Genomic DNA, 23,064 nt, shown 5'->3' on the forward strand with positions numbered 1-23,064 from the left:
CGCGTGAGAAGATCAAAGATTTTCCTGGCGGCGCTGGCCGTACCCCTGGTCGGCGGGATCACCGCGGTCGCCGCGCCCACCGCGACGGCGCAACCACAGCTGGCCGGACCGGCCACCGAGTTCACCGTGCTGGCCGCCGAGGGGCAGGGCGTCGGCGCGGCCGAGCGGGCGGTCCGCGAAGCGGGCGGAACGGTGTTGCGCAGCAACGCGGCGGTCGGCCTGCTCACCGTGAGCGCACCGGCCCGTGGCTTCACCGAGCGGGTGGCGGCGGCGCCCGAGCTGTTCGGGGCCGCGCAGGCCCGGCCGATCGGTAAGGCACCGACGAAGGAGGCTCCGCCGGAGTCGGACCAGGTGGAGAAGGAGCATCATCGGGTCGCGCCCGGCCACTCACGTCCCGGCCGGAAACCGGCCGAGCCGGTCGGCACCGACCCGCTGGACGACAAGCTCTGGGGGCTGAAGTCCACCCGCTCCGACCTGGCCAGGACCAAGCAGCCGGGGGACCGGCGGGTCAAGGTCGGCGTGATCGACACCGGCATCGACGGCTCGCATCCGGACATCGCCCCGAACTTCGACGCGGCGGCCTCGCGTAACTTCACCAGGGACATCCCGGCCGACGAGAACGGCACCGAGGTGGACGGGCCCTGTGAGTTCCGTGGTTGCGTCGACCCTGCCGACCACGATGACAACGGGCATGGGACGCATGTCGCGGGCACCATCGCGGCGGCGGCCAACGACTTCGGTGTCTCCGGTGTGGCGCCGAACGTGAGCCTGGTGAACATCCGGGCCGGGCAGGACTCCGGGTACTTCTTCCTGCAGCCCGCGGTGGACGCGCTCACCTATGCCGGTGACGCGGGCATCGACGTGGTGAACATGTCCTTCTACATCGACCCGTGGCTGTACAACTGCACCGCCAACCCGGCCGACACACCGGAGCAGCAGCGGGCGCAGCGCACCACCATCGCCGCGGTCAACCGGGCGCTGAACTACGCGCACCGCAACGGCGTCACCCTGGTCGCCTCGCTCGGCAACTCGCATATCGACCTCGGCGACCCGCCGCCGGACAGCAGCAGCCCGAACTTCCCGGCAGGCAACGAGCACGACCGGGACATCGACAACGACAGCTGCTTCACGTTGCCGATCGAGGGCTCGCATGTGCTCGGGGTGGCCTCCTTCGGGCCGTCCCAGGCCAAGGCCGACTACTCCAACTACGGCCAGGAGCAGATCTCGGTGTCCGCCCCCGGCGGGTACTACCGGGACTTCTTCGGCACCGACTGGTTCCGCACCAACGAGAACCTGATCCTCTCGGCGTACCCGCACAATGTGGCGGTGGCCGAGGGTGCGGTGGACGAGGACGGCAACGTCACGCCCGAGGGCGAGGCACTCGGCGTGCAGAAGGCCACCGCCCCGGACGGCCGGGTGGGGTACTACCAGTACCTGCAGGGCACCTCGATGGCCTCGCCGCACGCCAGTGGGGTGGCCGCACTGATCGTGTCCGAGTACGGCAAGTGGCGGCGCGGCGGCTTCGGCCTGGCGCCGAATACCGTGCAGCGCGTGCTCGAGGGCACGGCGGCCGAGATCCCGTGCCCGGTGCCGCGCACCGTCGACTACCTGGACGAGGGCCGGGACGAGTCGTACACCGCGACCTGCACCGGTACCCCGGAATTCAACGGCTTCTACGGTCATGGCGCCGTGGACGCCTTCTCCGCCGTGACCCGTGGCGCCCGTTACCTCCACTGATAAACCCCTGCTGTGAGTGGCCCGTTCCCTGCGAAATCCGCAGGGAACGGGCCACTCGCTGCGTACCGGAGCCCCGGGCGACCCGGCCCCGGCAAGGAACAGGGGAGTCGCCCGGGACTTGCCGTTCCGGCGGGCCAGCGCCGGAGCGGCCCCCACTCGGGGGGTTGAGGTGGGCCCCGGCGCGGGAGTGAAGGAGGACGCACCGGAGCCCGTGCTGCCGGTACCGAGGGGAAGCGGGGAACCGGCAGCAGACCCAGGGATTCGGCAGTCACGGCACCGCCCCCGTCGACTGGGCACCGCGGGCAGCCTCGTGGTGCTGCTCGCATCCCGTGGCGTGACCGGAGGTCTGGTACACGGTCCGGCAGTGGTAACAGGTCCGAGCCTGCCGCGTGAGGCGTGACCACTCCGCCAGCTCGGCCTTACTTGCGCGCAGCCGCGCGAACTGGGGCGGCGGTGTCTGTTTGCGCCTCACCGCCAGCCACCCCAGCCGCCGCGCGCCGGGGACGCGGCGGCCCGCTCGGCCCGCCGCCGCGCCTGGTGAGCCACGCACTCCGCGCACTTCGGCGGGTCTTCGGCTGTCAAGTCCGCGTGCACGATCCGCTCGTCGATGCACGCGATGATCGCCCGGATCCCGCCGTTCTCCCGACCGCGGGAGTAGCCGGTGATGTAGTGCAACTCGCCCCGCCAAGGCAACCATCCAGTCGGGCCGCCCACGCTGACCACCGCCTTCCATGCCTGGTAGGGGTAGTGTCTGCGTTACAGGGCGTGATATGAGGAGCCTGCCGAGGTGACCATGTGGCGAGGTAGCCACAGGAGGTGGCCAGAATGGGAGAAGGCGATGGGTGAGCAGACGATCGGGCCGCTGCTCCGCAGCCTTCGCCAGCGCGCCGGCAGGTCACAATCGGAGCAAGCCTCCCTGCTATCCACGCTCGCCGAACGAGCAGTCACCCGAAACGAAGTCTCCCGATGGGAAAGTGAACGGCGTCTGCTTACCCCGTGGTGGCAGCAGCACTACGCGGCGACCTTCGGCGTGGCGGTGGAACAGCTACGACACGCGGTAGCAGCAACAAAGGCGGCCCGCCGAGGTGACCAGGAGGACGGACCGGTGCATCGGCGACAGTTCATCGGCGCGATGGCGGGCCTCGCGTTGCCGTTGGTGGAGCGGCCGACTGAGGGCACCAGACTCGGGCCGAGCGATCTTGAGCAGTTGCACCGTCACACCGCCCGGCTGCGTCGCCTGGACAATGTTCTGGGCGGTGCGGACACCTACCAGCTGTATGCCTCACAGGCTCTTGCTACGGAGCACTTGTTGGCGCAGGCCAGCTGCACGGAGGACGTCGGTCGGCAGCTGCGGTCCCTGCTGAGCGAACATCACCAGATGGCTGGCTGGGCCGCCTTTGATGCTGGCTACCACGCACAGGCACACAAGCACTACACCACCAGTCTCAGCGCAGCTCGGGAAGCTGGCGATGCCGCGCTCGCCGGAAACGCACTGGCTCTCGTCGCTTATCAGCAGACCACGGCGGCGAGCGACGGCACAGTGACCGCCCAGCAATCGCATGAAACGGTCCGTGGCACCGCTACCCCGCGAGTCCAAGCCCTGCTGCTCGAGCGCAAAGCCTTCAGCCACGCCGTCGCCGGAGACGCGCAACAGGCCGATCGTGCGCTGGGGCTGGCGCGTGAAGCCTTATTGCGCATCGAGGGCCGACCGGAACCGGACTGGGTGTTCTGGGTGGATGAAAAGGAGATCGACATCATGGCGGGCCGGTGCTGGACGGAACTTCGCCGACCGCTTCGGGCGGTGCCAGTACTGGAGTCGGTGCTTACTCAGTTCGACGACACCCATAGCCGCGACAAGGCGCTCTACCTGACCTGGCTCGCAGGCTCTTACCTCCAGGCCCGCGAAGTCGAACAGGCTGCCTCGGTGCTCACCCGCGCGCATCAGTTGTCCGCAGGGGTCGCCTCGGTCCGTCCCAGCGCACGTATCGCCAGCGTCGCGGGGAAACTCGCTCGCCACCGCGCCGTGCCGGAGGTTGCCGCGGCGCTGGACCAAATGCATGGTTAGGTCTCGGGCGCGGTGCTGGTCTCCAGCCATCGCAGGTAGGTCTCCGACCCGCGATTCAGCTTGATTGCGGTGACCTCCGGGTTTGTCCATGCGTGCTCAACGACCAGATGCGCCTCCAGGTCGGCGTAACGGGCGCTGGTCGTCTTGAAGGTGGCCATCCACTCCTCACCCTCGCCCTGCTCGCCGAGGTGCCAGAAGAACGACGTCACCGGGCCGTGGACCTGTGCGGTTGCTGCCAGCTTCGCACCAACTGCCGAAGCAGCCAACCGAGCAGCCGTTTCCCGGTCGGGCGTCGTTGTCGTCACCAGCAAGTGATCAGTCATGCATTCGAGGATACGAGGTCGGGCTACTCGAACAGGGCACCGACGGGGTGTGGTGGTACTCCGGCAGCACAGAAGGTTCGAGTCGATCGCCGGTGTGCGTGGGGACCACGGCTGCCTGATGTCGGGTGAGGAGCAAGGTTCACCTACGACGGCCACCACTTAGTGCAGGATCCGGGCGCTGAGGTGCCGATCGACGTGATGTGCGAAGCGGTGTGCCAGTACGTAGCCACGGGCCAGCGGCCGACCTGCGTGGACTGGCGCCCGGCATGAGCGTTCCGGGAGACGGAGTGGTCCCGTTCCGGCGTGGGCGGGACACCAGTGCCTGCTGGCCTGGCCATCCGGTCCCACGGCCGGGACGGGCTGGATCGACTCGGTCTACCTGTTCGAGCTGGCGGCGATGAACGCGCCCAGGTCGCGGCCCTGCTGCTGGCGGCTGGGCTCGTGCACGTACATCATGTGGCCTGCGGGGTAGTACGCCGTTTCCACGTTCTCCCGCAGCTCGGCGGGGATCTTCAGGTTCGCCAGCACGTGTTCGGCCGCGTAGTACGGCGTGGCGCCGTCGTAATGGCCCAGCGCCACATGCACCTTCAGGTGCGGGTTGGCACGCATCGCGGAACTGAGGTCGTCCACAACGGACACCGACCGACCGGTGTAGTCGGCGTATGCCCACGCCTTGTTCACGTCAATGGACAGGATCTGGTACGGCAGGTCGTTGGCGTAGCCCAGCTCGGCGCGCACGTAGTGGTTGAATGCCGCGGAGTAGGCGCCGATGATCCGGGAGATCGAGGCGTCATCGCTCATCAGCTCCCTGCCGCCGTCCGGCTCCCAGGTGGTGAACCGGCCGTCCATCCGGCCGGTGACCAGCCCGCGCTCCCGCAGCAGCTCGGTGAAGAAGCGCAGGTGCTCGATGCGCAGGTTCACCCGGTCTACATAGGACTCACTCAGCCCGGTGAGCGCGGCGAGCCTGCGCACCGCCTCGGTACGCTCGGCCTCGGTCAGCCGTGCCCCGCGCTGCAGCGCCCATGGCAGGTCCCTGGAGGCGAACTCCTCGGCCTCAGCCAGCAATTCCGCCAGCGGCCGGTTGCCGTGCACACCATGGTAGTGCGCGATGGCCGCATAGGTGGGTACGTACAGGGAGTACGGCAGGTCGTTGCCAGTCACGAACCGGATGGTGCCCATGTCCAGCACCGAGGAGATCAGCAGCAGCCCGTTCAGGAAGAGCCCGTGCTGGTCCTGTAGGTGCGCGGCGAGGCCGGCCGCACGCAGCGTGCCGTAGGACTCGCCGGCCACGAACTTCGGCGAGAGCCAGCGTTCGTTGCGGGACACCCACAGCCGGATGATCTCGCTGATCGACTCGATGTCCGGTGCGACATCGTGGTACTCCTTCGGCTTCTCACCGGTGACGGCCCGGGAGTAGCCGGTGGAGACCGGGTCGATGAACACCAGGTCGCTGTGCGCCAGCAGGGTGTCCGGGTTGTCGGCCAGCTGGTACGGCGGCGGCTCGGGGGCGTTCACGTCTCCGGAGATCGCCCGCCGCGGCCCGAGCACTCCCATGTGCAGCCAGACGCTGGACGAGCCGGGGCCGCCGTTGAAGGCGAAGGTGACCGGCCGGGAACCGGGCTCGGCCCCGTCCAGGGTGTAGGAGGTGAGGAACACCTCGGCCTTGGCGAGATGTCCCTCGAACTTGTCCTCGGTCTGGACCTCCTTGCGCAGCACGATGCGACCCGTACGGGTGGTGTACGCCAGCTCGCGGCCGTCGATGGTGATGGTGTGCTGCCGGGTGACCAGGTCGTCGGTGGGCTCGTCCCGCTTGGCGTCCTGCTCGGCTTGTGGCTCTGCGGCCGCTGAGGTGTCCGTGGAGGTCTGTGCCATGTCTCCAACCTAGATCAAGGGACAATGTCGGCGTGAGCACCGTTCCTGCCTCGCTGGCCGAGCTCGACGCCGCGGTCGGCCAGTGCCGGGCCTGTCCGCGGCTGGTGGCCTGGCGCGAGCAGGTGGCCGAGACCAAGCGGGCCGCCTTCGCGGGCGAGGAGTACTGGGGGCGCCCGGTGCCAGGGTTCGGCCCCTCAGACGCGGCGCTGGCGGTGGTCGGGCTGGCCCCGGCGGCGCACGGCGGGAACCGGACCGGACGGATGTTCACCGGGGACCGTTCCGGCGATGTGCTGTTCCAGGCGCTCTACGACGTCGGGCTCGCCTCCCAGCCGGAGTCCACGCACCGCGGCGACGGGCTGGAGCTGCGGGGCACCCGGGTGACCGCCCCGGTGCACTGCGCACCGCCGGCCAACCAGCCGACCCCGGCCGAGCGGGACGCCTGCCGCCCATGGCTGGTGCGGGAGCTGGAGCTGCTCCGGCCGACCCTGCGCGCCGTGGTCGTGCTCGGCGGTTTCGGCTGGCAGGCGCTGCTGCCGGTGCTGGCGGAGTGCGGCTGGGCCGTGCCGCGGCCCCGGCCCCGGTTCGGGCACGGGGTACGGGTCGTGCTGGGCGGGCTGCCGGTGTTCGGCTGCTATCACGTGTCCCAGCGCAACACCCAGACCGGTACCCTGACCCCGGCGATGCTGCGTGCCGTGCTGCACGAGGCGAGCGCCGCCGCGGGCCTCGCGCGGTAGCCGCCGGCGCACCCCGGGTGAGGGAACTGAATCGTTTCGGTAGTCACGGCGACGCTGGTCACAGCGGATCGGGGTCCCCGAGCGACCTGCCCCGATGGGTGGGAGTATGACGGTATGGCCGCAGCGAAGTCGGAACCGACTCGGATCTTGATCCTCGGTGGTGGATACGTCGGGCTCTACACGGCGTTGGGACTGCAGAAGAAGCTCCGGGCCAACGAGGCGTCCGTCACCGTCGTCGATCCCCAGCCGCATATGACGTACCAGCCGTTCCTGCCGGAGGCGGCGGCCGGTGCCATCGAGCCCCGGCATGTCGTCGTCCCGCTGCGGCGGGTGCTCAAGCGCTGCCATGTGCTGACCGCGCGGGTCACCGGTATCGAGCACGAGCGCAAGTCCGTCACGGTGGAGGCCGCCGACGGGCACACCGAGCAGCTGTCCTACGACGTGCTGGTGGTGGCGCTGGGCTCGGTCGCCCGGATTCTGCCGATTCCCGGCCTCGCCGAGCAGGGGATCGCCTTCAAGACCATCGGCGAGGCGATCTACCTGCGCAACCACGTGATGACCAAGCTGGACGAGGCGGCGAGCACGCTCGACCCCGAGCTGCGCAAGCGTTTGCTCACCTTCACCGTCGTCGGCGGCGGGTTCGCGGGTATCGAGGCGCTGGCCGAGCTGGAGGACATGACCCGGTTCGCCACCCGGTACTACGAGAACATCGAGCCGGACGACGTCCGCTGGGTGCTGGTGGAGGCGGCAGGCCGGATCCTGCCCGAGGTACGCGAGACCCTCGGCGTGTGGACCGCGGAGCAGCTGGAGAAGCGCGGTATCGAGGTCTACCTCTCCACGGCGGCCAAGTCTTTCGAGAACGGGCATGTGCAGCTGTCCGACGGGACGGAGTTCGAGAGCGACACGATCATCTGGACCGCCGGGGTCAAGGCCAACCCGGTGCTCGCGGGCTCCGACCTGCCGGTGGACAAGCGTGGCCGGGTGCAGGCCACCGCCGGCCTGCAGATCGTCGGCCACCCGGACGCCTGGACGGCCGGGGACAACGCCGCGGTCCCGGACCTCTCACGCACCGAGGAGGACCCCACCGCCACCTGCCCGCCGAACGCGCAGCACGCCGTCCGCCAGGCCCGGCATCTCGCGAAGAACATCATCCGGGTGCTCCGTGGCGGGCAGCCGAAGGACTACTTCCACAAGAACCTCGGCGCGGTCGCCAGCCTCGGGCTGCACAAGGGCGTCGCGGACGCCCTGCGCCTGAAGATCAAGGGCTTCCCGGCCTGGGTCTTCCACCGCGCCTATCACGTCAAGGCGATGCCGACCTTCAACCGCAAGGTCCGGATCACCATCGACTGGCTGCTCGGCGGCCTGTTCCGCCGCGAGGTCATCTCGCTCGGGCAGATCAACAACCCGAAGGAAGAGTTCGCCAGGGCGTCCAAGTCCTGAACCGGCTTGCCATAAGCTGTAGGTGCCCCCGTAGCCCAACCGGCAGAGGCGGTCGACTTAAAATCGACGCAGTGCGGGTTCGAATCCCGTCGGGGGCACGTACAGCATCTACACTCTCGGCGCCCGCTCGCTGAGCAGGCGTTCCGGGTGCAATCGGCACGACTTCGGTGGCGCCTTCCGTTGCCCGGGTGATCTGGAACAACCGGCGCAGCAGTACCTCCGGTGCGTGGGCAAGGCTGACTGCGAGGTACGGCGGCAGGTCCAGCAGGGCGGTGTCCTCGGGACTGGGCAGGCCTGGCTCCACCTCGCCTGCGGCGTCCAACTCCGTGAGTGCGGACTCCCGGCGCCGCGCGAGATCGGCGACCACGATCTCGCGTCGACGGGGCCCGGATACCCGGTCCGCGAAGAAGTCGGGACACGGCGTCCAGGATGGCGTCTTCGTGAAGGTGCATAGAGACCGTCAGGCGCCGACACAGTCGAGATAAGAAGCCCCGTGTCCGGCTTCCGGGAACTCTACGCGCGGGCTGGCTGATCATGCGCACTTTGGGGACGCGAAAAAGATCGTCGTCCTCAGATGCGCGGAATCGTGAGTGGGCGACGGTCGGCGGTTCGTGTGCTAGTCTGCCCGGCTGGAGGGCACGTTTCGAGCGGGGGCGGTATGTCGGGATTCGTCGCTGAGCCGGATGCGATTACCAGCTATGGCAGGATGGTCGCGGCCCACTCGCAGTACGCCGAGCGGGCTCATCTGTATGGTGCGCAAGAGGCGCACGTGGATGACAAGAGTATCGGCATCGGAGTCGACGTTTTCGGCGTAATCTATGGCGCGCACTATGAAGCACAAGGACAGGTCTGTGAGGCGGTGCGGCGCCTGGGTTTTCTCTGCCGTGACGCGGGCGCAGGTGTGCTCAAGGCCGCCGAACACTACCGGACCACCGACGTCGCTGCGGCCGAGCGGATGGACAACACCTACCCAGGTACGGATAGCCGACCAGTGCCGATGGGGCCGCCCGCGCGTGGCATCAAGGAGTACATCGACCCGACCGGTCGTCTGACTCCTCCTTCAGAGCCGCCGGATTTCGAAGATCCCGGTGGCATCGTGGATACGATCACTGACCTTCTCAGCCCTGGAAAGTGGATCCAGGAGGTGCTTGACGCGGTTATCGGTGTCAACCCGGTGGAAAAGTCCGTCGAAGTCTACACCGGCGACTGGAAAGCCGTAGCGAAGGCGGCCAGTGCCTTTCACTGCCTTTCCTATTTCTGTGCGGACACGAGTCGTAACATCGGCGACAACATGGCACTTCTGCGGGACACGTACTGGCAGGGGCATGCGGCCGCCGCCGCGGACAGCTATTTTTCCGGCTTGGCGACCGCCCTCGACAGCTACCGTGAAGGTTGTGCGAAACTCCGCGACGAGTACGGCAAGATGGCCACTGGTATAGCGGGTCTGACCAAGTCGGGAACGGATGCGGTTACGGACGTCATGGACAATGCGTTCTGGGCGGCGCTCGAGGTGGCGGCTGGGACTGTGTTGAGTGAGACTGTGATTGGTCCTGCTCTTTTGTGGTCATTGGCGGCCTTCCAGTGCAGTCGAATAGTGGAGCGCTGGTCTGACGCGACCGCCAGCTTTGAGAAGGCGAAGCATATCGCTCACACATTCAACGGAGTTGTGGCGATCGTGACGGCCGACGATTCGTTTTTCAAAGGTCATCCGCTTCCCAGTGCGGCATACAGTCATCCGGCGGTAGGGGAGTAGGCATGAACTTCGAATGGTCGTCCTCCGCGAGCACCTTCGGCGAGTCTGGCGGGAATCCCGCGCTGCACAAACATCGGCGGGAGCTGCTGGAGAAGCTCGCGAGCAACCGCACCAACCCCGCGCTCGCCGAGATGGCGAGGGGGTTGCTCAGCGGAAGGACCACGCCACGGCAGGTCATCGCGTCCGGTGCCTACGACGAGTTACTCGCGCCGCATGTTCGGCAGTTCACTTCCTGGTACACGTCACTTTCGGAAGACGAGAAGGAAGCAGCGGCGCAACGAGGGCAGGAGCATCTGGACAACCTCGCTCGCCGGGACGCACCACGAGCACAACCTGCCCGGGAGTCTCCGGAGACTCGGAGACCGGCCGCGCGCGGCGACGAGGAGCCGTCGTACGACGAGACCGATTGGACCTCGGAATGAGCCCTTCGTCTTTTCTTGGGCCGCCGGACAACGAGGATGACTTCGGTATCGATCCGAATGCCAATCGACCCGGGGCAACGCGGGACGCGTCCGGCAAGACCTTCCGGGAGAGCTTCCTCAGCGACTGGAGATTTTACTCCTCGCTTGTCTTCCTATCCGGTATTTTTCTCATCTTCTGCATCGGTGGCGTGGCCGTGCGGGGGAATCCGTTGCCCCTGCTCCCGGCCGGTGCGTTCGTCGTCGCGCTGTACTCGCTGTGGCGGTTGCGCACTGTGGCCACGCACCGCCAGCTCACGGTGTACGGCTGGCTGGCGGGCGGGGGCACTATCAGCGGTCTCGCCCTGATAGCCCTCATCGTGCGGTGGCTGTGAGCACCGTCAGCTCAGGACACCGTGCCCGCCCCGGGGGTGGTTATTGCGCACCGCGATCCGACCATCGTCCAGGATAGCGACCACCTGCGCGGCCTTTTCCCACCCGAGCCCTGACCCACTTCGCCGACCACGGCATCCCACGGGGTCGAGCGGTTATGATCTCACGGTCCGACCTTCATCCTGCGTTCCAGCAAGTACTCGTAGAACGGCATCTCCTGCTCGTAGAAATCGGCCAGCACCGGGTGGTTTTCCACGGTGTTTTCGTATGCTTTTTCAGACTTGACGAAACCGTTGCTGTTACCGGCTTCGGCGTGCCAGCGAGCGGTTTTCGACCATTCCTGTGGCATGCCTGCCGACCAGTTCAGCGTATCCGGTCTGTGCGTAAGGCCGACCCGTTCGTTGTATGCCCGCACGGTCGGCTCCGGCTGCTCCAGCAGTAGGTCGGAGTCGACCACGATCGGCTCACGTCCAGTGGCCGCGGCAACCGCGAGGTAGAGTTCGTACAGTCGGGAGAATCCGATCTCGGGCAGCGTGACGTTCGGGTTCATCGCGAAATGTGAGGGGATCACCTCGCGTGGATGTCTGATGATGAAGGTGTGTTCGACCTCGCGTAGGAACTCGGCATCGGCAAGCACACCGGGGTAGCGGAAGTCGGTGGTGTCCTTGAAGAACACCCGGCTTTCCGTGCCAAGGTCTTTGATGGCGGCGATCAGCTCCGGCTCTGATTTCACCTCCCGGTCGGCCACCGTGCAGGTGCCGAAGTCGGCGAGCTGGCAGAACGGCTCGTGCAATGCCACGATATCATCGCGTTCCATCATCATTCGCAGGAATGCCGTCGAGCGCGAACGCGGCGCGCTCCATAGCGCTATCACGCGCTTGGGGTCAGTATTCACCTGATCAAAGGTACTGCCAATGGCGCATCGGGCGAAAGTGGGAATTGTCAGCCGCGGTCAGTCGATGGCGACCTTGGCCGCCAGGCCGAGGAACACCACCCCCGCCAACCGGTTCAGCCATTTCTCGGTCCGGTCGTCCTTGCGCAACCAGTCCCCGACCCGGCCACTTGCCAGCGCGACCACGCTGTCCACCAGCAGGCCCATGATCACGAATGTCACGCCGAGCACAAGTAGCTGCATGGTGCTGTTGCCCTGCTCCGGACGGACGAACTGGGGCAGGAACGCCAGGTAGAACACCACGATCTTGGGGTTGAGCACGTTGGTGATGATGGCGCGCTGGAAAACCGTCGACAGCGGCAACCGTTCCCCGGTGGTGAGCTGGGTGCCGCCCGCTCGCCAGGAGTCGATCAGGGTTCGCACGCCGAGGTAACCCAGGTACACCGCGCCCGCATAACGCAGCACGTCGTAGGCGATGGGGGAGGAGCTGACCAGGGTGGCAAGGCCCAGCACGACCGCGGTGGTGTGCACCAGCATGCCAACGGACATACCGACCGAGGCGAGCAGGCCCGCGCGGACGCCCTGGCTGACGGCGTTCGTCACGATGTAGACCATGTCCGCCCCGGGGACGACGCATATTAGCAGCACGGCGCCAAGGAACAACAGGTATGAGTCCAGGTCGATCATGGGTACAATATACTGGAAAACATAATTCAGTACAATAAACTAAATTGGCAGCGGAAGGGTGAAAGCATGCGGTACCGCCGGTTCGGCAGGCTTGACTGGCAGGTCAGTGAGGTCGGCTATGGGATGTGGGGAATAGGTGGAGGCGAAGGCGGTTGGACCGGTGCGGACGATGAGAGCGGAATGCAGTCACTGCAGCTGTCCGTCGACCTGGGTTGCACCTTCTTCGATACGGCTTGGATTTACGGCCGCGGGCACAGCGAGCGACTGCTCGGCGAGTTGCTGCGGGCTAACCAGGACAAGCAGCTCACCATCGCCACCAAGATCCCGCCGAAGGACCGGAACTTCCCTTCAACCAGAGAGTCGAGGCTGGAGGACGTCTTCCCGGCCGATCATATCTGGGAATACACCGAGAAAAGCCTGGAAAACCTCGGCACCGGCAGCGTGGACCTGCTGCAGTTCCATGTCTGGGAGGACGCATGGGCCGATGACGAGCGCTGGCAGGAACCGGTCCGGGAGCTCAAGCGGCAGGGTCTGGTCAAAGGCGTCGGTATCAGCATCAACCGCTGGGAACCAACCAATGTGCTCAAGGCACTGAAAACGGGCCTGATCGACTCGGTACAGGTGATCTACAACGTGTTCGACCAGAACCCGGAGGACGAGTTGTTCCCGGTGTGCCGGGACCAGGACATCGCGGTGATCGCACGGGTACCGTTCGACGAGGGGACGTTGACCGGCACGCTTACCAAAGACAGCACCTGGCCGGAAGGGGACTGGCGCAACAGCTATTTCGTCCCGGAGAACCTGCACCCGGCGGTGGAACGCGCGGACCGGCTCAAGGAGCTGGTGCCGGACGGGATGACCCTGCCGGAACTGGTGCTGCGCTTCATCCTGGGCAACCCGGCCGTGTGCACCGTGATCCCGGGAATGCGCAAGGAGAAGCACGTCCGCGCCAACCTGGGAGTCAGCGACGGCACCGAGCTTCCCGCCGACCTCCTGGCCACCCTGCGCACCCACCGCTGGGACCGGGAACCCACCTGGTGGTCCCAGTGACCGGCTGAGATCGGGTAGCCGGAGGGATCCGCCCTCCGGCTACCCGGCCGCGGCGGCTCTCAGGTCTGGACATGCCAGGCGTGGCCGCCGTTGGTGAACCGGGTCTGGCGCTCAGCGCCGGGGACATCGGCGACCTCGCTGACCCCGTTCACGATCACATTCCCCTTGTACAGGTTCACCTCGACCGTTCCGCTGGCCCGCTCGGTCAGCAGGTCCGCCGCGCTACGAGCGGCCAGTGCGGCAGGCTCGGTCAGCCTGCCTTCGTAGGTGTACCGGCCCAGCCGCTGGAACAGCTGCCTTGCCAGCTCGGTGCCCTCCTTGTCCAGGGTGGTCTGGTAAAGCGCGTTCAGGCACTGCCCGAGTACCTCAAGCCCTGGTGCCTCGTACACGCCACGGCACTTGGTGCCGTTGACCCGGTTCTCCACCACGCTGCGGAGCGAGATTCCGTTGCGCCTACCCGCAGCGTTCGCGGTCAGGATGGCCTGGACCGGATCCACGGGACTGCCGTTGATCTCCACCGGACGCCCGCCGGTGAACCGTACCCGGAAGGCCTCGACGGCGTCCTCGACCTGCTGCGGCCAGCTGGTCAGGATCGGCGAGACCACATCCGAGCGGGTGTCCAGGTCCTCGAGCTCGCCGCTCTCATGGGAGTATCCACCGAGGTTCCCGTCCACCGAATAGTCGGTGTAGTCGGCGAACACGGTCGGGTAGCCCTGTTCCAGCAGGTAGTCGGTCATCGACTCCCGGTTCGGGAAGCGTTCCAGCAGCCACGGGCGGGTCCATGGCGTGAACACGGTCAGTTCCGGCGCCAGCGCGGCGCTGTACCTGGCGAACCTCGTCTGGTCGTTGCCGCCGCCGACACAGCCGTGCACCAGCACCGCGCACCCGTCCTTACGCAGCTCATCCGCAAGGCCCTCGACCAGAACGCGGCGGGCCGCGCCGGTGGTGTTCCAGTATCCGCCCTCATAGGTTGCCTGGTATCTGATCAGGTCAAGGTAGACCGTCGCCATCTCCGCGCGCAGGTCGATCACCCGGTTTTCCAGGCCCATCTTCCCGAACAGCTCGGACAGCTCGGCAGGGCCGAATGGGGTGTCCTGGCCGATATCGGCGATATACGACACGGTCTGCACGCCGTTGTCCGCCAGCCAGGCTCCGATCGTGGTCGCGGAGAGCCCGCCGGAAGCCAGTACGCCCACCCGCTTTTCGCGTAGTTCGGTCAAGTCCATATGCGCTCCCGTTCGGAGAGTAGATGCTGACTCGCGTCCGGGCCCCGAGCGGCTCATGGCCGCACCCGGTCCATCACCAGGGAATAAACGGCGTTCACAGATTCGTCGATCGTCTGCGTATGGGTCGGAAGGACGACGTCCGCTTCGGTCGGCGGTTCGTATGGATCGTCCACACCGGTCAGGCCGCGCAGCTCGCCTGCGCGTTGCTTCGCATAGAGGCCCTTCACGTCACGCTTGCTGCAGGCCAGCACCGGCGCGGCCACGTAGACCTCGGCGAAGTCGATATCGCTGTTGAGGTGCTGGGCTCGTACCCGTTCCCGGTCGGCCGTGTACGGCGCGATCACCGGAACCAGCGTGATCACGCCGTGCATCGAGAGCATCGAAGCGACGAACCCGATCCGCCGCACGTTCTCCTCCCGGTCGGCGCGGCTGAAACCGAGGTCGCTGGTGAGGTTCCTGCGGATCTCGTCGCCGTCCAGCACCGCGACCCGGCGGCCCGCATCGCGCAGCAGGTTCGCAACGCCGCGTGCGATCGTCGACTTGCCCGAGCTCGGCAGTCCGGTGAGCCACACGGTGATGCCGTCGCCGGGTTGCGAGGCAGGCACCGATCGCTTGGCGCCGAGCGCGTAGCTGTGGAACACGTCGGTTCCGACCGGGACCGGGGCCAGCCCGTTGTGCCGGGCCACCCTTTCCGCACGCTCGGCCGGACAACGGCTGGACAGCTCCGAGAACAGCATCGGCAGGTCGGGCTCGGAAGCAGGCAGCATGGTCAGCACCCTGGCGACATCCCGGTCGTCCTCCGCGGCGGAACGCACCCGATCCAGGAAGTCCGGATAGGACACATCCGCCAGATCGAAGACCTTTCGAAACGCGTCGAGCACGTCATCGAGCCTGGTTGGTTCCTGCTGCCGGAGGTGGAAGTAACCGGTCTCGCCACCGTTCACCGCGGCCAGCACCAGTTCCGACGCATGATCCACCGGCAGGTAGTCCAGTGCGACCTCACTGCGGAACGTCACCCCGGCCCGCACGCATGCGCGAACCAGCAGGTCGATCAGTCCATCCCGGCTGGGCACACCGTGCCGGGTATGCGGCATGACCTCGCCGAGCCGGTAGACCGCGACCGGCAGTCCGCGTTCGGCCGCCGCGTCCATCAGCCACTCGCCGACCAGCTTGGACTGGCTGTAGCCGTCGTCCGGACGGCTGGTCGCGGGCGCGGGCGCCTCGACCCCACCGTCCGGCAGCACGGTCAGGGTGGAGACGAAGTGCACCGGCTTGGTGTGCCCGGTGCTCGCCAGCCGCAGGATCTCGGTCGTGCCGGACACATTGGCCGCCCGGTGCGCGGCATACTCACGCACCAGGTTCACCATCGCGCCGTTGTGCAACACCGTATCCACCACTGCGGCCAGGCGCTGGTACTCGCTTTCGGCCAGGCCCAACCGGGGTGCGCCGAGGTCTCCGGGCACGGCCACCACCCGGTGCGCCAGCTCCGGGGCCCACAGGCGGTACGCGCGCAGGTTGGCCATGATTCTCGCCTGCGCCGCCGCCCGATCCTCGGCCCGGACCAGGCAATGCACCACGGCATCGGTGCCGCGCAACAGATCGTGCAGCAACTGGCCACCGACAAAACCGGTGGCGCCGGTGAGCAGCACGTTCCGTGGCGAGCCCGGTGCCGTCGTGGGCGCGGCCGGACGGATGTCCGCCGGCAGCATCGCGTCCTGTGCCATCTCCTCGAAGGTGGACACGACTTCGCGCTCACCGCGGATCCGTGCGGCCTGGCCTGCGATGGTCGGGCAATGCACCAGGTCCCGTACGGTGAACCTGGTGCCGAAGCGCGCGTTCAACGCCAGGGCGAGCTTCTGTGCGGTCAGCGAGTCACCGCCGATGCGGAAGAAGTTGTCGTCCGCTCCGATCCGGACGCCGGGAACCTGGCGGTGCCAGAGCTCCTGCACCTCGCGTTCCACGCCATGCAGGTCGGCGACCGCGGCGTCCGGGGTTCCGGCCATCGCGGCCAGCGCCAGCCGGTCGGTCTTGCCGTTCGGGGTCAACGGCATCCGGTCCAGTAGCACGAACCGTTTGGGCAGCAGGTAGGGCGGCAGCGCGCCGCGGGCGTGTTCCCGAACGAGTGCGTCGGTGACTGCGTTGTCGCAGGTCAGGTACGCTATCAGACTCCGGTTGCCCAGCTCGTCGTGCACGATCACCTTGGCCTCGCGTACGCCGGGATGGGCTTGCAGCACGAGTTCGATCTCGGACAGCTCGACTCGCACGCCGCCGATCTTGATCTGCTGATCCGAGCGTCCCTCGAATACCAGGTTGCCGTCGGTGCGCCAGCTGCCGTGGTCGCCGGTGCGGTACAGCTTCGCGCCCGGAATCTCCGGGAACGGATTGTCGACAAAGGCATTTGCCGTGCGCTCGGGGTCGTTGAGGTAACCGAGCCCGAGGCAGTCGCCGCCGATATGGATCTCGCCGACCGTCCCCGGCGGGACCAGTTCACCGTCCTCGTCGAGGACGACCACGTAGGTGTTGTCGATGGGCCTGCCGACCGGGATGGACTCCCGGTCGCTGTCGGTCACCGTATGGAACACCGAGCCAATCGAGCATTCGGTGGGCCCGTAGGTGTTCACGATCCGTACTCCGGGCAGCATCGCCCGGAAATGCTGCACGGCGCGGGTGTTGATCTCCTCGCCGCCGATCAGGATGGTGCGCAGCGAAGCCAGCCGCGGCACCAGTTCTGGTTCGGCGGCCGCCAGCTCCACCAGGGTGTTGAAAATCGAGGGCACGAAGTCGGTCATCGTCACGCCGTATCGCCAGACGGTGTCGATGGTGGCCGAAAGGTCCAGCACACCGTCGCGACGCGGAACCACGACCCGCGCGCCGTTGGTCAGCGGCCACAGCAGCTGCCATATCGAGGAATCGAACACATGCCTGCTGTTCTGCATCACCACCTCGTCGGCATGTCCGCCGAACCGCCTGGTCATGTACAGAAACCGGTTGAGCAGGCCACGGTGTATGTTCAGGGTGCACTTGGGAGCTCCGGTCGACCCCGAGGTGTAGAAGCCGTAGATCAGGTCGGTCATCCCTGCGGGGGCGCCGAAGTCGGCTTGCGGCCGCTCGGGCAGGGCGGCCGCGTCCACCGTGAGCCGCAGCCCCTCGGGCACCGCGTCCGCACGCGCTTCGGCGCCGTACAGCACGACCTTGGGGCGCAAGGTTTCGATCATTCCCGTCAGCCGGTTCGCCGGCCACAGGTCGTCGATCGGCACGAACGGCGCGCCCAGCTTCATCAGCGCGATGACGGACACCGGCAGGTCGAGTCCATTACGTACGACGAGCGGAACGAAGTCGCCCCGGCCGACGCCCCGGGCGCGCAGCGTATCGGCGAGCGCGTTGGCACGCCGGTCCAGCGCCTGGTAGGACAGCGTCGCGTCCCCGAACGTGACGGCGGGGGACTCGGGGACCCGTGCCGCCTGTTCTTCGAATAATTGCAGAATTGTCCGGTTGGTTGGATATGGCTGAGCGTGGCCGCAGAACTCGTTGAGTAGCTGCGCGCGGACTTCTGTTTTCACCATTCGACCCCTCGCGATCGAGCGAAAGCATGAATTTCGATCGAATGGGATGGATGCCGGCGCGTCAGTGGTTCGTCGGTGCAGCCTGCGGGCAGGGAAGCAGGCTCGGTCTCGGTTGGCGATTGCACCAGCATATCCCCTCAGTCTTCCGGGCAACGGCCCGGCGGAACGGGTTTACCATGTGACATACCATGATCGGAAGACTCCAACCTGGTGCAGCGGAAGTCGGAAGTCGCGGGTGGTGGTCGCTGTGTGGCATCGTTCGCAATTTTCACTGCGCCATACAGGTGAGAGATCACCTATGTTTGCACTACACGTCGTCGGATACGTATCGAACCCGGTATGATCCACTGCTGCTGATACGGAAGTATTCGTTAACGTCCACCTGGTGATAAGACACACAAAAGAGGGCGTGACTGGGGGGTTGAGATGCGTCGGACATTGGTGCTGATCACGGTCTTGATCTTGTCGGGTTGTAGCATAAAAGACAGTACTTCCCATGGCTCGGATGAGTTCCGTATCGTGCCGGTTTCGTCGATCGGCCCGGAAGGAAAGGTCTCCTCGATCGACGCCGGGCGGAAACCCGACCGGGCGGAGGGCCTGGAGCAGGCAGCGGATCCGGGCGGAGACGGCAAGGCGACCTGCGAGCCGAGGAGCATCGCGGTGGCAGGCGCGATGACCGGCCCGGACGCGGCCTGGGGCCAGAGCATCCGATCCTCGGTGCGGATGGCGATCGACCGGCACAATCAGCACAATCCGGACTGCCAGGTGACACAGCGGAACTTCGACACCGAAGGCGATCCGCAGAAGGCCACCCAGGTCATCCCCGGCATCGTCAACGACGAGTCGATCATCGGTATGGTCGGACCTTTGTTCTCAGGGGAGAACAAAGCCACCGGCCAGGTGCTGAGCGAGGCAGGCCTGGTCTCGCTCAACTCCTCGGCGACCAATGTGTCGTTGTCGAAGAACGGCTGGCGGACCTTCTTCCGCGGCCTGGCCAACGATGATGTGCAGGGGACGGCCGTGGGCAGGTACCTGGCCGGCACGGCCGGGTACGGCTCGGTTTGTGTCGTTTCGGAAGACTCCGACTACGGTGCGGGCCTCGCCGAAGCGGTGCGGGAGGCCCTTGGCGCGGCCGACGAGGCCGCCTGCTCGGCCAGCATCAAGAAGGGCGACAAGGACTTCTCGGCGGTGGTCTCGAAGATCAAGGCCGCAGGTCCGGACGCGGTGTTCTTCGCAGGTTTCTACGCCGAGGCGGCGTTGCTGGCTCGCCAGCTCGAGGACGGCGGGAGCACGGCCAGGTTCGTGACGGGCGACGCGGCCAACAACCAGCAGTTCGTCACCCAGGCCGGGGACGCCGCCGAAGGTGCCATTCTGACCTGCCCATGCGAACCGATCCCGGACTGGTTCGTGGCTGACTACACCGAGCACAACGGCCACCCACCCGGGCTCGCCTCGGTCGAGGCGTACGACCTGACGACGATCCTTCTCGAGGGCATTGACGCGGGTAGCACGACCCGTGCCGAACTGCTCGACTTTGTGGCTTCCTACCGGGGAGACGGCATCGCCCGGACCTACGAATGGGACGAGAAAGGGGAACTCGTGTCCGCCCGGATCACGATGTACGAGGTCAAGTAGGACAGCACCTTGATCGACTTCAACATCGCGGGCCTTGCCGAGGGCTTCTGGCAGCTGACCATCGACGGGCTGAGCTACGGTGCGATCTACGCGCTGGTCGCGGTCGGCTACACACTCGTCTATGGCGTGGTGCGGCTCATCAACTTCGCCCACGCCGAGATCTTCATGCTGGGCATGTTCGGCCAGTACGCCGGTTTGCTGCTGCTGGGTTTCCGGCCGAGCGGCAACAGCTACGACCTGGGGACGGTCGCGACGGTCGGCTATCTCGCGGCGGCGATGCTGCTGGGTATGGCCGTCGCGGGCGCGGCGGCGGTCGGCCTGGAACGGGTCGCCTACCGGCCGTTACGCAAACGCGGCGCCGATCGGCTGGCCTTCCTGATCAGCGCGGTCGGCATGTCCTTCGTCCTGCAGGAACTGGTGCATCTGGTGCTGCCCCAGCTGTGGCCCTCGCTCGGTGGCGCCGATGCGCAACAGCCGATCCGGCTGGTCGAGCAGACCGGGCAGTTCCGGATCTTCTCCGGGACGGTCACCAACCTGACCCTGGTGATCGTCGTGATCGCCGTGGTGTTGACGGCAGGCACCCAGCTGCTGCTCGACCGCACCAGACTCGGCCGTGGCATCCGGGCGACCGCGCAGGACCCGGAAACCGCCACCCTGATGGGCGTGTCCAGGGAACGGGTCATCATGCTGACCTTCCTGATCGGTGGGGTGCTGGCCGGAGCCGCGGCACTGCTGTACACACTGAAGATCCCGTCCGCGATCGTCTACTCCGGCGGGTTCCTGCTGGGAATCAAGGCCTTCACCGCCGCCGTACTCGGCGGCATCGGCAACGTACGTGGTGCCCTGCTCGGGGGGTTGCTGCTGGGCCTGCTGGAACTGTACGGCCAGGTGCTTTTCGGGGCGGAGTGGCGCGATGTCGTCGCGTTCGTGGTGCTGGTCGCGGTGTTGATGTTCCGGCCAACCGGGATTCTGCGGGAGAGCCTCGGGAAGGTGCGAGCATGACCGGCACGGTCAGGACGTGGCCGCGACCGCTGCGCTGGGCCATGGCGGTGCTCGGGGTGGCCGCGCTGGCGGTACTGCCTATGTTCCCGCCGCCGTTGCTGGACACCCCTGGCACCTCGTTCTCCTGGGTGATGGCGCAGGTCGCGATGATCGCGCTGGTCGGGCTCGGGCTCAACGTCGTGGTCGGCCAGGCCGGGTTGCTGGACCTGGGATATGTCGGGTTCTATGCCGTCGGCGCCTATACGGTCGCGTTGCTGACCAGTTCGGAAAGCCCGTGGCACGCCGGTGGCCTGTTCGCATCGGGTTGGGCCTGGTTGGCGGCCCTGCCCCTGGCGGCGGCGATCACGGCGGTGTCCGGATTGCTGCTGGGCATGCCGACGCTGCGGCTACGCGGGGACTACCTGGCCATCGTCACGCTGGGGTTCGGAGAGATCGTGCGGCTGCTGGCCGAGAACCTCTCCGAGGTCACCAACGGCAGCCGCGGCCTGCGGGAGATCGCCTATCCGAACGTGGGGGCCTCGGCGGAGCGGCCGGAGGGCTACTTCGCCGCCGGTAACGTGATCGGCCCGATCGACGCCGGAGTGGCGTGGTTCTGGCTCGGGCTCGGGCTGATCCTCCTGGTGCTGGTGCTGGCCGGCAACCTGGAGCGCAGCCGGGTCGGCAGGGCGTGGATCGCGATCAGGGAGGACGAGGAGGCCGCCGAGATCATGGGGGTGCCCACGTTCCGGTTCAAGGTGTGGGCCTTCGTGGTCGGCGCGGCGCTGGGCGGGCTGTCCGGGGCGATCTACGCCGGGCAGGTGCAGTTCGTGAACCCGACGAACTTCAACATCATCAACTCGATGCTGTTCCTGTGCGCCGTCATCATCGGTGGCCGAGGCAACAAGTTCGGGGTGATCGTCGGCGCCTTCCTGATCGTGTACCTGCCGAACCGGTTCATGTCGGTCGAGCTGGGCGGGCAGCCGCTCGGGGACTACAAGTACCTGTTCTTCGGGATCGTGCTGGTGGCGTTGATGGTGTTCCGGCCGCAGGGTGTGCTCCCTGCACGCCGGGTCAGGTTGTGCTATCGGCCAGCAGATGATTCCGAACCACGTCGATGACGAGGAATCCGGCCAGTCCGCCGTATACCCCGGCGGAGAGCCGGTCCAGCAGCACGCGGACCCTGGAGCGCAGCAGCACCCAGTCCCTTACCGCACCGGCCGCATAGCCGACCGCGAGATCGGAGAGCAGCCCGAGCGCCTGCAGGACCACCCCGAGCATGAGCAGCTGGAAGACCGGGTTCGCCGTGGCCTCGCCGAGAAACTGGGGCAGGAAGGCCGTGAAGAAGAGCATGATCTTCGGGTTGGACAGATTCACCAGGAAGCCGCGCCGGAACACCCGCGCGGGCGCGGCGGATGCGGTCACCGGCGACCCGCTGGACCGCCAGGTCGTCCACGCGAGATAAGCCAGGTAGGCCGCGCCTGCCAGGCGGATCGCGTCGGCCGCGCTCGGCGCCGCGGCAAGGAAAGCGCCGAGCCCGAGTGCGGTGAGGATGACGTACACGCTCACGCCCGCGGTGATGCCGAAGGCCGCCAGGGTTGCCGCCCGCCTGCCGCCACCGAGGCCCGTGGCGATCATGAAGGCCATGTCCGGGCCCGGCGCCAGCAGGATGACCATGACGGCGATGAGGAAGGCCGGAAGCACGCTGACGTCGATCAAGGTGTAACCGGTTGCCATGGGTCCGGAGGTTAGCATGACGTAACTCCATGCAGCCCAAATGGTGGTTACACTCCCAGAGTGCCTGAAGTCCCTGTGCTCGAGATGCGCGGCCTCGTCCAGTTGGTGAACGAGTACGCTGACCGCCCGCGCGTCGTCAGCGGGGAGCGGGACATGCCCTATCCCGAGATCGCCGGTATCGCAGGCGTGCCCGCGGACCTGGCCGCCATGCCCCCGCGCGAGCTGGTGCCGGCGGCGAACGAGGCATACCGGGTCTTCTCCGCCGCACCGGAAGGGCACGCCCTGGAGGCATTGAACAGGCTCCTGCGGTCCACCGCTCCGGCACCGGTCGCGACGGAGCACGGTACCCGCTGGTCGGTCCGGGCGCCGTGGCACGTGCTACCCGGCGCCATGGCGATCTGCCTGCTCGACTGGCTCGGCGCGCACGGGCAGCACCGGCTCGGCCTGTGCCACGCCGCGAACTGCACCGACGTCTACGCGGATGCCTCCCCTGCGGGGCGCAGGAGGTTCTGCTCCCCGACCTGCCTGAACCGGCACAAGGTCGCCGCGTATCGCAGCAGGTCGAAACGGCGGTAGGAAGG

General features: G+C 66.9%; 20 protein-coding genes, 1 tRNA gene and 1 pseudogene. 14 read left to right on the forward strand and 8 right to left on the reverse strand.

Features of this window, described 5'->3' with window-relative positions; all coding sequences use genetic code 11:
• Nucleotides 1-3 precede the first annotated feature (3 nt).
• Nucleotides 4-1,737 carry a S8 family serine peptidase gene (locus KOI47_RS07255; protein ID WP_232376594.1) on the forward strand — a complete coding sequence of 578 codons (1,734 nt, stop codon included), beginning with the start codon at nucleotides 4-6 and terminating at the stop codon, nucleotides 1,735-1,737.
• A 468-nt stretch (nucleotides 1,738-2,205) separates the two neighbouring features.
• On the opposite strand, the gene KOI47_RS07260 is transcribed toward KOI47_RS07255, so the two are convergent.
• A complete protein-coding gene (locus KOI47_RS07260) occupies nucleotides 2,206-2,451 on the reverse strand; it encodes a hypothetical protein (RefSeq protein WP_216215116.1) in 246 nt (81 codons plus the stop codon).
• Nucleotides 2,452-2,575: 124 nt separating this feature from the next.
• On the opposite strand from KOI47_RS07260, the gene KOI47_RS07265 reads away from it, so the two are divergent.
• The gene (locus KOI47_RS07265) at nucleotides 2,576-3,802 is read left to right on the forward strand and encodes a helix-turn-helix domain-containing protein (RefSeq protein WP_216215117.1); all 1,227 of its coding nucleotides are present in this window, start codon (nucleotides 2,576-2,578) and stop codon (nucleotides 3,800-3,802) included.
• On the opposite strand, the gene cutA is transcribed toward KOI47_RS07265, so the two are convergent.
• A complete protein-coding gene (cutA, locus tag KOI47_RS07270) occupies nucleotides 3,799-4,125 on the reverse strand; it encodes a divalent-cation tolerance protein CutA (RefSeq protein ID WP_216215119.1) in 327 nt (108 codons plus the stop codon). The genes KOI47_RS07265 and cutA overlap by 4 nt on opposite strands.
• A 150-nt stretch (nucleotides 4,126-4,275) precedes the next feature.
• On the opposite strand from cutA, the pseudogene KOI47_RS36340 reads away from it, so the two are divergent.
• A pseudogene (locus KOI47_RS36340) lies at nucleotides 4,276-4,395 on the forward strand (Imm1 family immunity protein); the annotation flags it as partial.
• Nucleotides 4,396-4,500: 105 nt separating this feature from the next.
• Here KOI47_RS36340 and KOI47_RS07280 read toward each other — a convergent pair.
• On the reverse strand, nucleotides 4,501-5,997 hold the full coding sequence (locus tag KOI47_RS07280; RefSeq protein ID WP_216215129.1) for a S10 family peptidase: 1,497 nt from the start codon (nucleotides 5,995-5,997) through the stop codon (nucleotides 4,501-4,503).
• A gap of 32 nt (nucleotides 5,998-6,029) precedes the next feature.
• Here KOI47_RS07280 and KOI47_RS07285 point away from each other — a divergent pair, with 32 nt between their 5' ends.
• The 6 genes from KOI47_RS07285 to KOI47_RS07310 all read left to right on the forward strand — a co-directional run bounded on the left by KOI47_RS07285 (nucleotide 6,030) and on the right by KOI47_RS07310 (nucleotide 10,717).
• Nucleotides 6,030-6,731: a uracil-DNA glycosylase gene (locus KOI47_RS07285; RefSeq protein ID WP_216215130.1), complete on the forward strand. Its 702-nt coding sequence runs from the start codon at nucleotides 6,030-6,032 to the stop codon at nucleotides 6,729-6,731.
• A 114-nt stretch (nucleotides 6,732-6,845) separates the two neighbouring features.
• Complete coding sequence (locus tag KOI47_RS07290) at nucleotides 6,846-8,171, forward strand: NAD(P)/FAD-dependent oxidoreductase (protein WP_216215132.1); 1,326 nt, start codon at nucleotides 6,846-6,848, stop codon at nucleotides 8,169-8,171.
• A 24-nt stretch (nucleotides 8,172-8,195) separates the two neighbouring features.
• Nucleotides 8,196-8,269 (forward strand) — tRNA-Leu (locus KOI47_RS07295).
• 560 nt (nucleotides 8,270-8,829) lie between these two features.
• Nucleotides 8,830-9,924: a hypothetical protein gene (locus KOI47_RS07300; protein WP_216215135.1), complete on the forward strand. Its 1,095-nt coding sequence runs from the start codon at nucleotides 8,830-8,832 to the stop codon at nucleotides 9,922-9,924.
• 2 nt (nucleotides 9,925-9,926) lie between these two features.
• Nucleotides 9,927-10,346, forward strand: coding sequence for a hypothetical protein (locus KOI47_RS07305; RefSeq protein WP_216215137.1), 420 nt, complete (start codon nucleotides 9,927-9,929; stop codon nucleotides 10,344-10,346).
• Nucleotides 10,343-10,717 carry a hypothetical protein gene (locus KOI47_RS07310; protein WP_216215139.1) on the forward strand — a complete coding sequence of 125 codons (375 nt, stop codon included), beginning with the start codon at nucleotides 10,343-10,345 and terminating at the stop codon, nucleotides 10,715-10,717. The genes KOI47_RS07305 and KOI47_RS07310 overlap by 4 nt, the downstream gene beginning before the upstream one ends.
• 161 nt (nucleotides 10,718-10,878) lie before the next feature.
• On the opposite strand, the gene KOI47_RS07315 is transcribed toward KOI47_RS07310, so the two are convergent.
• Both KOI47_RS07315 and KOI47_RS07320 read right to left on the reverse strand, forming a co-directional pair.
• On the reverse strand, nucleotides 10,879-11,610 hold the full coding sequence (locus tag KOI47_RS07315; protein WP_216215141.1) for a sulfotransferase-like domain-containing protein: 732 nt from the start codon (nucleotides 11,608-11,610) through the stop codon (nucleotides 10,879-10,881).
• Between the two features lie 57 nt (nucleotides 11,611-11,667).
• Complete coding sequence (locus KOI47_RS07320; protein WP_216215143.1) at nucleotides 11,668-12,294, reverse strand: LysE family translocator; 627 nt, start codon at nucleotides 12,292-12,294, stop codon at nucleotides 11,668-11,670.
• A 66-nt stretch (nucleotides 12,295-12,360) separates the two neighbouring features.
• Here KOI47_RS07320 and KOI47_RS07325 point away from each other — a divergent pair, with 66 nt between their 5' ends.
• Nucleotides 12,361-13,344 carry an aldo/keto reductase gene (locus KOI47_RS07325; RefSeq protein ID WP_216215145.1) on the forward strand — a complete coding sequence of 328 codons (984 nt, stop codon included), beginning with the start codon at nucleotides 12,361-12,363 and terminating at the stop codon, nucleotides 13,342-13,344.
• A gap of 59 nt (nucleotides 13,345-13,403) precedes the next feature.
• Here KOI47_RS07325 and KOI47_RS07330 read toward each other — a convergent pair whose 3' ends face one another.
• Together KOI47_RS07330 and cysC are read right to left on the reverse strand one after the other, a co-directional pair.
• Complete coding sequence (locus KOI47_RS07330; RefSeq protein WP_216215147.1) at nucleotides 13,404-14,570, reverse strand: argininosuccinate synthase domain-containing protein; 1,167 nt, start codon at nucleotides 14,568-14,570, stop codon at nucleotides 13,404-13,406.
• Between the two features lie 53 nt (nucleotides 14,571-14,623).
• Nucleotides 14,624-18,133, reverse strand: coding sequence for an adenylyl-sulfate kinase (cysC, locus tag KOI47_RS07335; protein WP_216215149.1), 3,510 nt, complete (start codon nucleotides 18,131-18,133; stop codon nucleotides 14,624-14,626).
• A 426-nt stretch (nucleotides 18,134-18,559) separates the two neighbouring features.
• On the opposite strand from cysC, the gene KOI47_RS07340 reads away from it, so the two are divergent.
• From KOI47_RS07340 to KOI47_RS07350, 3 genes are read left to right on the forward strand one after another with little or no spacing between them, the layout of a single operon-like run.
• Nucleotides 18,560-19,768, forward strand: coding sequence for a branched-chain amino acid ABC transporter substrate-binding protein (locus KOI47_RS07340; protein ID WP_216215151.1), 1,209 nt, complete (start codon nucleotides 18,560-18,562; stop codon nucleotides 19,766-19,768).
• Between the two features lie 9 nt (nucleotides 19,769-19,777).
• On the forward strand, nucleotides 19,778-20,770 hold the full coding sequence (locus KOI47_RS07345) for a branched-chain amino acid ABC transporter permease (RefSeq protein ID WP_232376595.1): 993 nt from the start codon (nucleotides 19,778-19,780) through the stop codon (nucleotides 20,768-20,770).
• Nucleotides 20,767-21,867, forward strand: a complete 1,101-nt coding sequence (locus KOI47_RS07350) for a branched-chain amino acid ABC transporter permease (protein ID WP_216215152.1) — start codon at nucleotides 20,767-20,769, stop codon at nucleotides 21,865-21,867. The genes KOI47_RS07345 and KOI47_RS07350 overlap by 4 nt, the downstream gene beginning before the upstream one ends.
• On the opposite strand, the gene KOI47_RS07355 is transcribed toward KOI47_RS07350, so the two are convergent.
• Nucleotides 21,821-22,483 carry a LysE family translocator gene (locus KOI47_RS07355; RefSeq protein ID WP_216215154.1) on the reverse strand — a complete coding sequence of 221 codons (663 nt, stop codon included), beginning with the start codon at nucleotides 22,481-22,483 and terminating at the stop codon, nucleotides 21,821-21,823. The two genes, KOI47_RS07350 and KOI47_RS07355, sit on opposite strands and share 47 nt — an antisense overlap.
• Before the next feature lie 60 nt (nucleotides 22,484-22,543).
• Here KOI47_RS07355 and KOI47_RS07360 point away from each other — a divergent pair, with 60 nt between their 5' ends.
• Nucleotides 22,544-23,059, forward strand: a complete 516-nt coding sequence (locus KOI47_RS07360) for a CGNR zinc finger domain-containing protein (RefSeq protein ID WP_216215157.1) — start codon at nucleotides 22,544-22,546, stop codon at nucleotides 23,057-23,059.
• Nucleotides 23,060-23,064 lie beyond the last annotated feature (5 nt).

The sequence above is a fragment of the Amycolatopsis aidingensis genome (assembly GCF_018885265.1).
Classification (GTDB): domain Bacteria; phylum Actinomycetota; class Actinomycetes; order Mycobacteriales; family Pseudonocardiaceae; genus Amycolatopsis; species Amycolatopsis aidingensis.